This is a genomic window from Streptomyces sp. NPDC018026 (assembly GCF_044327745.1).
GTDB lineage: Bacteria > Actinomycetota > Actinomycetes > Streptomycetales > Streptomycetaceae > Streptomyces > Streptomyces rubrogriseus.
In genome coordinates this window covers 326141-340553 of record NZ_JBIRFY010000002.1, presented here as the reverse complement: position 1 = coordinate 340553, position 14413 = coordinate 326141, and the positions used below count along the sequence as shown (strand labels likewise).

The following is a 14413-nucleotide window of genomic DNA, read 5'->3' as shown; positions in this document are numbered from 1 at the left end:
ATGGCGAGGAAACGCGCATGCACCTGCCACCGTCCGGCTTACGGCCACGGGTACTGCACCTCACCCAACCGGTGGACGGCGGGGTCGCCCGGGTGGTGGCGGACCTGACGCGGGCTCAGCTCGCCGCCGGACTGCGCGTCGCGGTCGCCTGCCCCGCCGGGGGCCTCGCCGACCGGCTGCGTGCGCTGGGCGCCGATGTGCGGCACTGGCCGTCGACCCGCTCGCCCGGCCCGGCGCTGGTGCCGGAGGTACGGCGGCTCGTGCGCGTGGTCGAGGACGTACGGCCCGACCTGGTGCACGCGCACAGCGCCAAGGCCGGTCTGGCCGGGCGGCTCGCCGTGCGGGGCCGGATCCCGACCGTGTTCCAGCCGCACGCCTGGTCGTTCGAGGCGGTCGGCGGGGCCGCCGGGCTCCTCGCGCTCGGCTGGGAGCGGTGGGCGGCGCGCTGGACGGCGCGGACGGTGTGCGTGAGCGAGGCGGAACGGCTGCGGGGGACGCGGGCCGGGCTGGCCGGGCCCTGGACGGTGGTCCCGAACGGCCTCGACCTCGCCCGCCCGCCCGCCGACGCCCCCGGCGAGGGCCCCTCCGGCACCTCCGGCGAGGCGGCCGGTGTGCGGCGGCTCCACGGCGTCGGCCCCCACGCGCCGTTGGTGGTCTGCGTGGGCCGGCTGTGCCGGCAGAAGGGCCAGGACGTCCTGCTGAACGCCTGGGAGTCCCTGCTCGCGCGGGTGCCGGGCGCCCGGCTGGTCCTCGTGGGCGACGGCCCCGACCGCGCCCGGCTGACCGCGCGGGCCCCGGCGTCCGTGCTGTTCACGGGGGCCGTCGCCGATGCGGCCCCTTGGTACCGGGCCGCCGACCTGGTCGTCCTGCCGTCGCGCTGGGAGGGCATGGCGCTGGCCCCGCTGGAGGCGATGGCCTGCGGGCGGCCCGTGGTGGTGACCGACGTGGACGGTGCCCGCGAGGGCCTGCCGCCCGCTCTCGTACCGCACTGTGTGGTGCCGCCCGAGGATCCGGCGGCGCTGGCCGACGCGGCCGCCGCGCTGCTGCTCGACGCGCCGCTGCGGGCGTCGCTCGGCCGCCGGGGGCGGGCGCACGTGCGGTCCGCGCACGACGTACGGCACACGGCCGCGGCGGTGGCGGCCCTGTACGGCGACCTCTTGTACGGCGACCTCTTGTACGGCGGCCCGCCGGACGGCGTACGGCCCACGCCCGCGGCGCACACCGACGACGGCACCGGCGACGGGACCGGTGTCGGCACCGGCGACGGGACGGGTGTCGGCACCGGCGACCGCTTCGGCGACCGCGTCGGCGACATCGGCGACGGGCCCGCGGCCGTGCGGCGGCCGGCCGTCGTGCCCATCGAGTGCAGGGAGTCCACCTACCCGTGAGCGCGGAAAGCACCGTTCCCTCCCCCGCCGGCCAGTCGCGCGGCGTCGGCTCCGCCCCCGTCTCGGTGCTGCCGCCGCGCGACGGCACCGCGGGCCCGCGGCTGCCCGACCGGCGTCCCGCACCACGGCAGGACTTCCCGCTGCCGCTGCTCGTCGCGGACGGCACGGCGGCCCTGCCGGGCTCGCTGGTCCTCACCGGCACCCCGCACCACCCCCTGCTCACGGCCCTGTTGGTCGCCGCCTCGCTCCTGCTGCGCCCGCGCCCGGCCCGGCGGACCTCCGGCGCGCTGGACGACCTGCCCGCCCTGTGCGGCCGGATCGCGGTGGTGTGGCTGGTGCTCGCGGCGTTCCTCGCGGCGTACGCCCCCTCGCACGCGCTGTCCGCGCGCACTCTGTGCGCCGGTTTCCTGCTGCACGCGGTGACGGGCTGCGCCGGCCGGGGCGCCGTGCACCGCAGACACCGTACGGCGCTCCTGAACCGCCCCCGCGCCGCCCTGGTCGTCGGTCCCGCCGCGACCGCGCGGCGCGTGGCCTCGGCGCTGCTGCGCCACCCGCGCTGCGGGCTGCGCCCGGTCGGGATCGTCACCGGCGGGCCGGGCGGCACCACGGGCCTGCCGGTGCTGTCCACGGACGAGGAGGTGCGGCGGGCGGTCGTGCAGAACGGCGTACGGGACGTCCTGGTCGCCCTCTCCCCGGTGAACCCCTCCGCACGGCCCCGGCAGGCGGCGCTGCTGCGGACGCTGGCCGAGTCGGGGTGCACGGTGTGGGAGCTGGACGCCGAGGCCCCCGAGCACGCCGACGCCCCGGCCCGCCCGGCCGGGGACCGGATCGCCGGGTTCCCCTGCCGGCGCCTGGAACCGGCGGCACGGCGCCCCGGCGGCGCGGGCAAGCGGATCCTCGACGTGGCGGTGTCGGGGGTGCTGTTGCTGCTGCTGAGCCCCCTGCTGCTGGCCTGCGCGGCGGTGCTGCGGGTGGTGGGCGGTCCCGGGGTGCTGTTCCGGCAGGAGCGGGTCGGGGAGGGCGGCAGGCCGTTCACGCTGCTGAAGTTCCGCACCCACCGCCCGGCCGACGAGCGCGAGTCGGCGACCCGGTGGAGCGTGGCGGACGAACGCCGGATGCCGTGGTTCTGCCGCTTCCTGCGGCGCACCTCGCTGGACGAACTGCTCCAGCTGTGGAACGTCTTCCGGGGCGACATGAGCCTGGTCGGCCCGCGCCCCGAACGCCCCTACTTCGTGGCCCGGTTCAGCCAGACCCACCCCGGCTACGCGGCCCGCCACCGGGTGCCGGCCGGGATCACGGGCCTGGCCCAGATCAACGGGCTGCGCGGCGACACCTCCATCGAGGACCGGGCCCGCTTCGACAACGCCTACATCGACGACTGGTCGCTGTGGCGGGACGTCTGCATCCTGCTGCGCACGGCCGCCGCGCTCGTCCGCCCCACGGGGAGCTGACCCAGGTGGCCCACGCCCTGTCCCTCCCCCCGGCGGCGCGCGTACGGCGGCCGCCGCCCGTGCTGGCCGTGGTCGCGGTCGTCGCGCTGCTCGCGCTGCCGCTCGCCCCGGACGACGGGGGCGGCGCGCACCCGGCCGACGCGCTCTCCGCGGCGGTGGTGCTGTACTGCGTGCTGCGGCTGGTACGGGACCGGCGGCGCCCCCTGTCCCGTACGGCGGCCGTGGTGCTCGGGCTGCCCGTGCTCGGCCTCGCGGTCGCCGCGGCGGGCGCCGTGTCGCCGGGGGTCGGCCTCGCGGGCCTCGGCCGCTACCTCCAGGTCTTCGTCCTGGTCCCGGCCGCCGTCCTGCTGCTCGTCCGCGACCGGGCCGACGTACGGCTGCTCACCTGGTCGATGGTGGGGCTGGCCCTGTGGCAGGGGGCGGTCGGGGTGCACCAGTACGTGACCGGGACCGGCGCGTCCTACCAGGGCGAGCGGATCCGGGCGGTGGGCACCTTCGGGCCGCAGGACGTGATGGGGATGGCGACCGTGGTCTCCCTGGGGCTGGTCTGCGCGGTGGGGCTGGCGCTGGGCCGGACGCCGGTGCGGCAGCGGCTGTTCGCCGCCGGGTGCGCGCTCGTCCTGCTGCTGCCGCTCGCCCTGTCGTTCAGCCGCGGGGCGTGGATCGCGACGGCGGTGACGTGCGGGGTGCAGCTGCTGCTCGCGGGGGTGCGCAGGGCGCTGGCGGTGGGGGCGGCCGCGGTCGCGGCGGCGGTGGTGCTGGTGGGCGGCTTCGGGGTCGGTACGGCGATGCTGCAGGAGCGGGTCGGCAGCATCACCCGGGTCACCGACGCCCCCGACCAGTCGGTGACCGACCGCTACACGATGTGGGCGGCGGCGGCCGGGATGTGGCGGGAGCGGCCGCTGACCGGCGTCGGACTGAAGGGATTCCCCGAACACCGGGACGCGCACGCGTCGTTGGCGCTGTCGTCGGGCAGCGAGACCGACGGCGCGGGGGCCGGGTACCGCAGGCAGCCGTTGCTGTCCCCGCACAACATGTATCTGCTGGTGCTGGCCGAACAGGGGTTGACCGGACTGCTCTGCCTCGCCGGGAGCTGGCTCGCGCTGCTCGTGCTGGGCCTGCGCAGGCTGCGTGCCGTCCGCCGGGAGCACGGGGCGGTGCCGGACTGCGCGTTCGTCGCCTGCGGGCTGCTGGTGTGGCAGCTGACCGACTTCGCGTACGCCGACATCGGCGGGCCGTCGACCGTGCTGACGGCGGTCTGCTTCGGGCTGGCGGCCTGGTGGGCGCTCGGCTCCCGCACCCAGGAGGTGGCGGGGCGGTGACGGCGCGCGGGGCGACGGGGACGGGCGCCGCGGACGGTACGGCCGAGGACGCCGTCCCACCGGCCCGCACCTCCGCGCCGGACGCGCGCACCCCGGGCACGGCCGGAACCGCGGGCGCAGCCGAAACCGCCGGCCCAGCCGGAACCACGGCCGCCGCCGAGGAGAGGCGGTCCTCAGGGGGATTCCTCGCCCGCGCCGCCCTCGTGACGGCCGTGCTCTCGGTGGCCGGGTCGGTGCTCGGGCTGGTCCGGGACCAGGCGCTGGCCCGGCTGTTCGGGGCGGGCAGCGAGACGGACGCCTTCCTGGTGGCGTGGACGGTGCCGGAGTTCGCGGCGACGCTGCTGATCGAGGACGGGCTGGCCTTCGCCCTGGTCCCGATGTTCAGCCTGGCGCTGGCCCGCCGCGCCCGGGGCGCCCCGGGCGACCAGGTCCGCGCGCTGGTCGCCGCGACGCTGCCCCGGCTGGCCCTGGCCTTCGCCGCGGCCGGTGCGCTGGTCGCCGCCGCAGCCCCGGTGCTGGTGCGGGCCCTGGCACCGGGGCTGCCCGACCACGCCCTCGCGGTGGACTGCACCCGGCTCACCGCCACCTGCGTCGTCAGCTTCGGGCTCGCCGGGTACTGCAGCGCCGCGCTGCGGGCGCACCGCCGTTTCCTGGCACCGGCGGCGATCTACGTCGCCTACAACACCGGCATCATCACGGCGATGTTCGTGCTCGGCGGGCGGTGGGGGGTGCGCTCGGCGGCGGTCGGGGTCGCGGTGGGCGGTGTCCTGATGGTGGTGGCGCAACTGCCGTCGCTGCTCGGGCAACTGCGGCGCCGGGGCGGCGGCGAGCACCTGCCGGGCAGCGGGGACGACGCGCGTCCCCTCGCCCTCGCCCTGTTCGCCACCGTCCTGCTGTTCGCCCTGTGCCGCCAGTCCCAGGTCCTCATCGAGCGCTTCCTCGCCTCCGGGCTCCCCTCCGGTGCCATCTCGCACCTGAACTACGCGCAGAAGGTCGCCCAGATCCCCATGACGCTGTCGCTGATGCTGTGCACGGTCACCTTCCCGGTGGTCGCCCGCGCGCTGGCCGACGGCGACACGGAACGGGCCCGCGACCGGGTCGAGCGGGACGTGGCGCTGGCGGCCCGCCTGGTCCTGCTCGGCGCCGCCGCCGTCGTGGCCTGCGCGCCGCAGATCGTCCACCTGCTCTTCCAGCGCGGCGCGTTCACGGCGGCGGACACGGCGGCGACCGCGGGCGTCATGCGCGTGTACGCCCTCGGGCTGCTCGGCCAGACCGTGGTGGGCGCGCTGGCCCGGTCCTACTTCTCCGCGGGCCGCGCCTCCTGGTACCCGTTCGGCGCGATGGCCGTCGGTGTCACCGCCACCGCCGTCGCCGGTGCCGCCGCGGTCGGCCCGTGGGGCGTGACCGGCATCGCCGCCGCCAACGCCGTCGGCATCACCGTCACCGCCGCCCTGCTGCTCGCCGGGATGGGCCCGCGCAGCGTGCCGGTGCGGGTCCGGCGGGTCCTGGGCGACCTGGGTGGGCCCCTGCTGGCGGCGGCCGCGGCGACCGGCGCGGGCGCGCTGGCCGCGGACCGGGTCGCCGACGCCGGTGCCGCCGTTTCGCGGACCGCCCTCCCGACGGCCGTCGGCGCCGCCACCGTCGGCGGTGTCTTCCTCGTCCTCTGCCTGGCCCTGGGCGGACGGCGCCCGGGCCCCGTCCGCTTCCCGCACCCCGTCACACGAAGGCTCCCTACCCGAAGGCTCCCTCATGGCCGTTTCCGCTTCCGGTTCCCCTTCCGCGGCACCGACCGCTGACGCCCGCCCCGGCGCCGTCCCCGGCAACGCCCCCTGGGTGGCGATGTACCACTCCGTCGGCGACCGCTCGGACGACCCGTACCGCATCACGGTCACGCCCGACCGGCTGGACGCGCAGCTGGGCTGGCTGCGGCGGCGCGGGCTGCGCGGCGTGCCGGTCGGCGAGCTGCTGGCCGCCCGCGCCCGGGGCGGCGGCCGGGACCTGGTGGGGCTGACCTTCGACGACGGGTACGCCGACTTCGTCGAGCACGCGCTGCCGTGCCTGCGGCGCCACGGCTGCGGGGCGACCCTCTTCGTGCTGCCGGGGCGGCTCGGCGGCGTCAACTCCTGGGACCCGCTGGGCCCGCGCAAGCCGCTGCTGACCGCCGACGGCATCCGGCGGGCCGCCGCCGAGGGCGTCGAGATCGGCTCGCACGGCCTCACCCACGTCGACCTCACCACGGCGGACGACGCCGTGCTGAGCGCCGAGACCGCCGGGAGCGGAGCACTGCTCTCGGAGCTGGTCGGCGCTCCGGTCACCGGCTTCTGCTATCCGTACGGCACGGTCGACGCCCGCGCCGCCGACGCCGTGCGCGCCGCCGGTTACGCCTACGCCTGCGCCATCGATCCCGGCCCGCTGACCGGCCGGTACGCCCTGCCGCGCGTGCACGTGGGCCAGCACGACACACCCGTACGGCTGTTGCTGAAGACCCGGCTGCACCGCCTGCGCCGCCGGGCCGCGGCGGGGGTGTGAGGTGACGGACGTGAAGGCCCTGCACATCATCACGGGTCTCGGCGTCGGCGGCGCCGAGCAGCAGCTGCGGCTGCTCCTGCGGCACCTGCCCGTCGACTGCGACGTCGTGACGCTCACCAACCCCGGCCCGGTCGCCGAGGGGCTGCTGGCCGACGGCGTGCACGTCGTCCACCTCGGCATGACCGGCAACCGCGACCTGGCCGCGCTGCCCCGCCTGGCCCGCCTGATCCGCACCGGCGGCTACGACCTGGTGCACACCCACCTCTACCGCGCCTGCCTCTACGGCCGGATCGCCGCCCGGCTGGCCGGGGTGCGCGCGGTCGTGGCCACCGAACACTCCCTGGGCGACTCCCAGATGGAGGGCCGCCCGCTCACCCCGGGCGTCCGCGCCCTGTACCTGGCCGGGGAGCGTCTGGGCAGCGCCACGGTCGCCGTCTCCCCCACCGTCGCCGACCGGCTGCGCCGCTGGGGCGTGCCCGCGCCCCGCATCGAGGTGGTGCCCAACGGCGTCGACCTGGCCCGCTTCCGCTTCGACCCGGTCCGGCGGCTGCGCACCCGGCGCCGCCTCGGACTGCCCGAGGGCGCGTACGTCGTCGGCGGCGTCGGCCGGCTGGCGGCGGCCAAACGCTTCGACGTCCTGGTCCGCGCGCTGGCCCTGCTCCCGTCCGACTGCTGGCTGCTGCTGGTCGGCGGCGGCCCCCAGGAGCACCTGCTGCGCCGCACCGCGCGCGAGGCCGGGGTCGCCGACCGTGTCCTGCTCACCGGTGAACGCCCCGGCCTCCCCGACGGCTCCCCCGGCCCCGACCTGCCCGCCCTCGCCGCCGCGATGGACGTCCTCGCGTCGCCGTCACCGGAGGAGGCCTTCGGTCTGGCCGCGGTGGAGGGGCTCGCCTCGGGGCTGCCGGTGCTGTACGCCTCCTGCCCGGCGATCGAGGACCTGCCCCCGGGGTCCGCGCCCACGGCACGGCGGGTCGTCGGCGGCGCCGCGGAGTTCGCGCGGGCCCTGGCCGAGACCCGCGCGGCCCACGGCCCGGTCCCCGGCATGCGCACCGCGCCCGAGGCGGCCCGCCACTACTGCGTCACGCGCAGCGCCGCCCGGCTGATGGACGTGTACGCGACCGCCCTCACCCGCCCGCTGCCCCCTCCCCCGCCCCCGTCACCGTCCCCGGCATCCCAGGGAGTCACCCCCGCATGACCGAGCCCCTCACCCAGTCCCCGGCCGCACCCGCGACGGACGACGGGCCCGCACCCCCCGCGCGCCCGCGCCGCGCCCGGGCCGCCCTGCGCCACCTCCCGCGGCGGCTGCGCTCCCTGCCGCCGTGGTCCCCGCTCGCGGCCGGCGTCCTCGCCGGCGGGCTGCTCGGCGCGGGGTACGGACTGCTCACCACCCCGCAGTACACGGCGACCGGTTACGTCGTCGCCGTCCCCGCCGACCGGTCCGACCCGGCGTCCGCGCTGGGCTTCGCGCAGGCCTACGGCCGGGTCGCCACGCAGCTCGCGGTGCTCGGGGACGCCCAGATGTGGGCCCACGTGCCGGTGGCGACCCTGGAGCGGAGTGTCCGCACCGCGACCTCGCCGGACGCGCCGATGGTCTCGGTGACGGCCACCTCCGCCGACCCGGAGGAGGCCGCCGACATGGCCAACGCCGTCGCCCGCGCCCTGACCCGGCACGCGGCGGACTCCGCCGACGACACCCACGTGGAGCTGCGGCAGTTCGCCCGGGCCACCGAGCCCACCGAGCCGTCCTCGCCGTCCGCCGCCGTGACGGGCCTGGTGGGCGCGAGCGCGGGCGGACTCCTCGGCGGGCTGGCCCTGCTGGTCCGGCCGCGCCGCGCCGCACGCGGGCCCGGCCGCGCGGCGGCGCCGGTACCCGGACCGGCGCCGGCGGCCGACGTCCGCGGACAGCTGTGACGCACCGCAGGCCGCCGCACCCGGGCACGCTGCCGCCCGGCCACACCGTCGAACTGGTCACCGACGAGGGCGCCTTCGCCGCGCTGGCCCCGCAGTGGCGGCGGCTGTACGGCCGGTGCGCCGCCGCGACCCCGTTCCAGAGCCACGCCTGGCTGCACTCCTGGTGGCGTTCGTACGGCGCGGCCGGACGGCTGCGACTGGTGCTGGCCCGCGCGGGCGGCGAACTGGTCGGCGCGGCGCCGCTGACGCTCGTACGGCGCCCGGTTCCGGCGCTGGTGCCGCTGGGCGGGGCGATCTCGGACTACGGGGACGTCCTGCTGGACGACGAGCGCGGCCCGGACGCGACGGCCGCGCTCGCCGTGGGCCTCGCGGCGGCGGCCCGCTCCGCGCTGGTCGACCTGCGCGAGGTACGGCCGGGCGCCGCCGCCGAACGGCTCTACGCGCACTGGCACGGACCCCGGCACCGGCTCGCGGACTCGCTCTGCCTGGAACTGCCCGCCCTCCCCATGGACGAGCTGGTCGCCCGGCTGCCCTCGGCCAAGTCCAGGCAGCGGGTCCGCGCCCAGCTGCGCCGCCTGGACGCGCTCGGCGTCAAGGGCCGTCCCGTGCTGCCCGACGAGACGGAGGCGGCCGTGCGCCGGCTCCTCGACCTGCACCGGTTGCAGTGGCGGGGGCGCAAGGTGACCGGCGAGCACCTGCGGACCCGCTTCCGCGAGCACCTGGTGCGGGCGGTGGGGCCGATGGTGCGGTCCGGGGACGCGGTGGTCACCGAGTTCCGGATGGCCGACGAGGTGGTGGCGGTGGACGTGACGCTGCTGGCCCGCCGGCTGGCCGGGGGCTATCTGTACGGCGCGCATCCCCGGCTGCGGGAGCGGAGGGCGGACGTGGCGGTGATGCTGCTGGACACGTGCGCCGAGTACGCCCGTGCCCCGGGGCGCGGCACGCTCAGCCTGCTGCGCGGCGACGAGCCGTACAAGCACCACTGGCGCCCCGAGCCGGTGCCGAACCAGCGGCTGCTGCTGGCCCGCCGCCGCACCGCCCCGCTGCTGGCGGCGGCGCTGGCCGACGCCGCCGCCCGACGGCGGGGCAAGGAGCTGCTGCGGCGGCGGGCCGAGCGGAGGGAGCGCGACGGTGGCGGCGGCTGACCGGGCCGGCCGCCCTCGCGGCACCCTCCGCCCGCCGCTACTCGTCCCGCGCGTACCAGTCCAGGCGCATGCACAGCTTCCCGCCGAGCCAGTACTCGACCCAGTCGCCCAGCTCCAGCGGCGAGCAGCCGGCCGGGGGCTCGGGCACGGTGGAGGGCACCGGGGGCACCGGCGGCGCGGTGGGAGTCGCGGGCGGGGTGGGAGTGGTGGGCGTGGTGGGCTCCGGGGGTGTCGGGGCCGTCGGTTCGGGCTCCTCGGTGCGGCCGAAGAGCACGGACCGGTAGACGGCCGTGGAGCGGGGATTGTCGTCGCACTGCCACACGCCGTGCGGGCAGTAGTCGGTGACCGTGTTGTACACGGGCTTGTGCTCGTCCATCCAGGCGAGCATGCGCCGCATGTAGGCGGCGTTGTCGCCGTTGCGGAACAGTCCCCATTCCGGGTAGGAGACCGGCTTGCCGTGCGCCTTGGCGAAGTCCACGTGCGCCTGGAGCCCGTACGGCTCCTTCACCTGTTCGTCGAAGGACATGCCGCGCGGCTGGTCGTAGGAGTCCATGCCGATGATGTCGACGGTGGCGTCGCCGGGGTAGCACTGCGTCCAGGGCACGGCGTCCCGGCCGCGGCTCGGCGCGAAGTCGAACCGGAACTTCTGGCCGGGCACCGCGCGCATGGTGGTGACGATCCGGTTCCAGTACGTCTTCCACGCCTCGGGGTCCGGTCCGCAGCGGTGGGTGTAGGTGGTGCCGTTCATCTCCCAGCCGAGCACCAGGACCGTGTCCGGCACCTTGAGGGCGACCAGGCGTTCGGCGAGGGCGCGGAAGTGGTGGTCGAAGCGTCCGGCGGCGCCCTGGCGCAGCAGGTCGCGCACCTCGTCGTCGTCGACGTGCTCCTCGTTGCGCTCCATCATGGGCACGTTGAGGACGAGCATCCGGTCGGCCTTGCGGGTGCGCCAGTCGGCCCACACGTCGAGGAAGCCGGGGGCGCCCTCGATGTTGCTCCAGCGGTCGCCGGGCAGGTAGGTGTGGCCGACGCGGAGTTCGGCGCCGCCCAGCCAGTGGCTCAGCGCGGCCATCCGGGCCACGCCGCGCGGGCCGTAGTCCAGGTACGCGCCGAAGGCGGGGGCGGACTTGGGGCCGGTACCGGTTCTGGGTCCCGGGTCGGGCGCGGCCGGTTCGCCGGCCGCGGCACCGGGGCCCGCGGCCAGGAACGCCGCCGCCGCGATCGCCGCCGCCGCGGCGCGCGCCGGACGCCGCCCGGACCGGGTCCGTGACTGCCGTGCGGCCATACCGGCCTCCTTCGGTCTCACTGGTTCTCGCCGTGAATCGCTCCCCGTTATTGACACCCAGTCATATGAGATGCCGTCACGCCATCGCTGGTACGGCTTTCGAGTGAGGAAGTCTCCCGTGTCGCTGTTCGACACCCGTGTCCCCGCCGTTCTGCTGCGGATCGACCGGAACCCCTTTCACCACGGAACGCTGGGTGCCGTGCGCTCGCTCGGCCGCGCGGGGGTGGACGTGCACGTGGTCGCCGACTGCGCGGACAGCCCGGTCCGCGCCTCCCGTTACCTGAGCGGGCTGCACACCCCGCCGCCGCCCGGCGCGCCGCCCGCCGAGATCGCGGCGGCGCTGCGCCGGGTCGCCGCACGGATCACGCGGCCCGCCGTGCTGATTCCGATGGACGACGCGTGTGCCGTGGCGGTGGGCCGGGCGCGGGCGGAGCTGGCCCCCTGGTATCTGCTGCCCGACCAGCCGGGCGAACTGCCCGCACGCGTGGCCGACAAGGCGGAGCTGGCCGCCGTGTGCGCGTCCCTCGACGTCCCGCACCCCGAGACGCTGGTCCCGGACGGCGCGGCGGAGGCGGCGCGTGCGGCGTGGCGGCTGGGCCTGCCGGTGGTGGCGAAGTGGAGCCGCCCCTGGCTGGTGCCCCCGGGCGGCGGGCTGCGCAGCACGGTGCTGGTGCGCTCGACGCGGGAGGCCGGGGAGCTGTACCTGCGGGCCGAGGAGGCGGGCAGCCGGCTGCTGCTCCAGGCGTTCCTGCCGCCGGGAGCCGACCGGGACTGGTTCTTCCACGGGTACGCCGACCGCTTCGGCGCGGTCCGGGCGGGCGGTCCCGGCCGCAAGACGCGGGCCAGGCCGCGCGGCGCCGGTCTGACGGCGGTGGGCCGCTGGACACCGAACCCGCAGGTGCGGGCGCTCGCCGAGCGGGTCACCGCGGAGCTGGGCTACCGGGGCGTCTTCGACCTCGACTTCCGTCGCTGCGGCACGACGGGCCGCTATCACCTGCTCGACTTCAATCCGCGCCCCGGCGCCCAGTTCCGGCTCTTCGCCGACACCGCCGGACTGGACGTCGTACGGGCCCTGCACCTGGACCTGACCCACCGCCCGCTGCCGCAGGGGGCGCCGCGGCCGGGGCGGGCGTTCGTGGTGGAGAACTACGCGCCGCTGAGCGCACTGCGTCCGGCCCGCGAGGGGCACGGGGGGCGCGAGCTGGCCTGGCACGCCCGGGACGACCGGGCGCCGGGCCGGGCACTGTGGGCCCTGTGGGGCCGCCACGTGGGCGCCCGGCTGCGGGACCGCGTGCGCCGGGGCGGCACCCGGCCGGCCGCCTCGGCCCCGTCCGGCGCCCGCGTCGTACGCCAGGCCTCCGCTCCACCGGCGGACCACGCCGACCGCCCAGACGGGGACCGGGCGCGCAGCCACTGAGCCGCGCGCACCCGGGGCGGAGGCGACGACGACGCCCCCGGCGGCCCGTGCGGGCCGCCGGGGGCGTCGGGGTGGCGGGTGGGGTCAGCGGCCGGTGAGGGCGCGGCCCCTGCGGTACAGGATCGCTCCGCCCGCGATCAGCACGGCACCGGCGGCCGCGGCGCCCAGCGTGCCCTCGCTGCCGGTCTCGGCCAGGACGGGCGGCTGCTCCGTCGGGGGAGCCGGCGGGGTGTGCTCCTCCTCGGACGGCGGCGGGGGCTCCTCCTCGCCGTAGGACGGCGGCGGCTCCTCGTGGGTGGGCGGCGGGGGCTCCTCCTCGCCGTAGCCGGGCGGCGTGGTGGGGGGCGGCGGCTCCTCCTCGCCGTAGCCGGGGGGCTCCTCCGCGTCGTTCTCGCACTGGTTGCCGAAGACCGGGTTCAGCGCGGCGATCACGTCGACGGTGTTGCCGCAGAGGTTGACCGGCACGTCGACCGGGATCTGCGTGGTGTTGCCGGACTCGACGCCGGGCGAGCCCTCGGTCGCGCCGTCCGCGTGGGAACCGGACGACGAGGACGAGCCCGACGACGAGGACGCCGACGAGGACGAGGCGTCCGACGCGTCTTCGCCGTATCCGCCGCCGTTGCCGTCGGTCTTCTCGTCCGAGGTGTTCTCGCACTCGTTGCCGAAGGCCGGGTTCAGGGCGGCGATCACGTCGACGGTGTTGCCGCAGGCGTTCACGGGCACGTCGACGGGGACCTGAAGGGCGTTGCCGGACACGGCGCCCGGCGAGTTCGTGGCGGCCCCGTCCGCATGCGAGTCGGCAAGGGCGGGGCTGCCGCACAGGGAAAGGATGCCCGTCGCGGCAGCAGCCGCGACCATCCCCCTGCTCAGGGTCTGTCGCACTCTGGTTGTCTTCCTGCTTGGAGAGATGAGAGATGAGAGATCGCCGGAGCGCACTCCGGGGGGACGGGCTGCAGAAAGGGGAAAAGCCGGCCCCGAACCAAACGAGTTGGCCAAGGCCGGCCGTGACGCAGCCGGTCGGTGCGGAACGACGTCAGTCGTTCTCGCACTCGTTGCCGAACGCCGGGTTCAGCAGACCAACGACGTTGATGCTGTTGCCGCACACGTTGACGGGAACGTGCACGGGAACCTGGATGACGTTGCCGGACAGGACGCCCGGGGAGCCTACGGCGGCACCCTCGGCGCCGGCGTCGGCGAAGGCCGGGGCGGCCATGCCGAGGGCCATGATCGCGCCCGCGACGACAGCAGCGCTCTTCTTCATGAACTTTCCCTTCTCTGCGGTCATGCCTGAATGACGGCCGAAACCGCGCGAGCACAGCATTGACGGCTCGCACCATGACCTGCAGCCTGCAAACGAGGAATTGACGGCCGGGGAAACCGACGAACGTGGGACACCCCGAAATTCACTCGAATGCCTCACGATCCGGTCCGGCCGTTCCCCCAGGAGAGCGACGACGTCGTTCCGCTCCCCGGCGAAATCCCGTCCCGTTCACGGCCGGGCGGCCCACGCGGAAGTCAGTGGGCCGCCCGTACCGGGCGGGGCTGGGCTCAGCGGCCCTCGCCGTTCGCCGACAGCACCGACAGGTCCTCGAGGACGTGCGACAGGGCGCCGTCACGCTTGGCCTGCGTGGAGTTGTCCGCGCACTGCTGGTTCAGGTCGTCCGCCAGGACGTTGATGTCCTGGATCGGCACGAGGTTGAGGACGGCGACATTGACGTCCTCGACACCGAGGCACGGCTTGTTCAGCGTGCCCTCGACCAGCGACAGCTGGGGGCTCATGTCGCCCTCGGTGGCGGAGTTGCCGAACGCCGAGGTGGCGCCGTTGCCGTTGGCCACGGCCGGCCCGTTGTCGTCCCCGATGGCCAGGGCCTGGGGAGCGGCGGCAGCCGACATGCCGATCACAGAAGCGGCAGCCGCCGCGGCGACCATTGCCTTCTTGAGCACTTCGCGTTCCTTTCGTCGTAGCGA

The 14413-nt window shown here is 76.6% G+C and carries 13 protein-coding genes; 9 read left to right on the top strand and 4 right to left on the bottom strand.

Annotated elements, in window-relative coordinates; genetic code table 11:
- Positions 1 to 17: 17 nt before the first annotated feature.
- From ACH4D3_RS07185 to ACH4D3_RS07150, 8 genes are read left to right on the top strand one after another with little or no spacing between them, the layout of a single operon-like run.
- Positions 18 to 1388, top strand: coding sequence for a glycosyltransferase (locus ACH4D3_RS07185; protein WP_398317430.1), 1371 nt, complete (start codon positions 18 to 20; stop codon positions 1386 to 1388).
- Entirely contained in the window at positions 1385 to 2839 is a 1455-nt protein-coding gene (locus ACH4D3_RS07180; RefSeq protein WP_398317427.1) for a sugar transferase, read from the top strand. The genes ACH4D3_RS07185 and ACH4D3_RS07180 overlap by 4 nt, the downstream gene beginning before the upstream one ends.
- The gene (locus ACH4D3_RS07175) at positions 2836 to 4161 is read left to right on the top strand and encodes an O-antigen ligase family protein (protein WP_398318905.1); all 1326 of its coding nucleotides are present in this window, start codon (positions 2836 to 2838) and stop codon (positions 4159 to 4161) included. The genes ACH4D3_RS07180 and ACH4D3_RS07175 overlap by 4 nt, the downstream gene beginning before the upstream one ends.
- Positions 4158 to 5957, top strand: coding sequence for a murein biosynthesis integral membrane protein MurJ (gene murJ / locus ACH4D3_RS07170; protein ID WP_398317426.1), 1800 nt, complete (start codon positions 4158 to 4160; stop codon positions 5955 to 5957). Before ACH4D3_RS07175 ends, murJ begins: the two co-directional genes overlap by 4 nt.
- 43 nt (positions 5958 to 6000) lie before the next feature.
- Positions 6001 to 6690, top strand: coding sequence for a polysaccharide deacetylase family protein (locus tag ACH4D3_RS07165; protein WP_398318902.1), 690 nt, complete (start codon positions 6001 to 6003; stop codon positions 6688 to 6690).
- 10 nt (positions 6691 to 6700) lie between these two features.
- On the top strand, positions 6701 to 7885 hold the full coding sequence (locus ACH4D3_RS07160; protein WP_398318899.1) for a glycosyltransferase: 1185 nt from the start codon (positions 6701 to 6703) through the stop codon (positions 7883 to 7885).
- The gene (locus ACH4D3_RS07155; protein ID WP_398317423.1) at positions 7882 to 8601 is read left to right on the top strand and encodes a lipopolysaccharide biosynthesis protein; all 720 of its coding nucleotides are present in this window, start codon (positions 7882 to 7884) and stop codon (positions 8599 to 8601) included. Before ACH4D3_RS07160 ends, ACH4D3_RS07155 begins: the two co-directional genes overlap by 4 nt.
- Positions 8598 to 9746 (top strand): GNAT family N-acetyltransferase, encoded by a 1149-nt coding sequence (locus tag ACH4D3_RS07150; protein ID WP_398317421.1) that lies wholly within the window; start codon positions 8598 to 8600, stop codon positions 9744 to 9746. Before ACH4D3_RS07155 ends, ACH4D3_RS07150 begins: the two co-directional genes overlap by 4 nt.
- A 37-nt stretch (positions 9747 to 9783) precedes the next feature.
- Here ACH4D3_RS07150 and ACH4D3_RS07145 read toward each other — a convergent pair whose 3' ends face one another.
- Positions 9784 to 11028, bottom strand: a complete 1245-nt coding sequence (locus ACH4D3_RS07145; protein WP_398317418.1) for a glycoside hydrolase family 26 protein — start codon at positions 11026 to 11028, stop codon at positions 9784 to 9786.
- 118 nt (positions 11029 to 11146) lie between these two features.
- On the opposite strand from ACH4D3_RS07145, the gene ACH4D3_RS07140 reads away from it, so the two are divergent.
- Positions 11147 to 12445 carry an ATP-grasp domain-containing protein gene (locus ACH4D3_RS07140; RefSeq protein ID WP_398317415.1) on the top strand — a complete coding sequence of 433 codons (1299 nt, stop codon included), beginning with the start codon at positions 11147 to 11149 and terminating at the stop codon, positions 12443 to 12445.
- 84 nt (positions 12446 to 12529) lie between these two features.
- On the opposite strand, the gene chpA is transcribed toward ACH4D3_RS07140, so the two are convergent.
- The 3 genes from chpA to rdlA form a co-directional block, all read right to left on the bottom strand.
- The gene (chpA, locus tag ACH4D3_RS07135) at positions 12530 to 13327 is read right to left on the bottom strand and encodes an LAXTG-anchored chaplin ChpA (protein WP_398317412.1); all 798 of its coding nucleotides are present in this window, start codon (positions 13325 to 13327) and stop codon (positions 12530 to 12532) included.
- A gap of 151 nt (positions 13328 to 13478) precedes the next feature.
- A complete protein-coding gene (gene chpD / locus ACH4D3_RS07130) occupies positions 13479 to 13706 on the bottom strand; it encodes a chaplin ChpD (protein ID WP_064727947.1) in 228 nt (75 codons plus the stop codon).
- A gap of 287 nt (positions 13707 to 13993) precedes the next feature.
- On the bottom strand, positions 13994 to 14389 hold the full coding sequence (gene rdlA / locus ACH4D3_RS07125) for a rodlin RdlA (protein ID WP_398317409.1): 396 nt from the start codon (positions 14387 to 14389) through the stop codon (positions 13994 to 13996).
- Positions 14390 to 14413 lie beyond the last annotated feature (24 nt).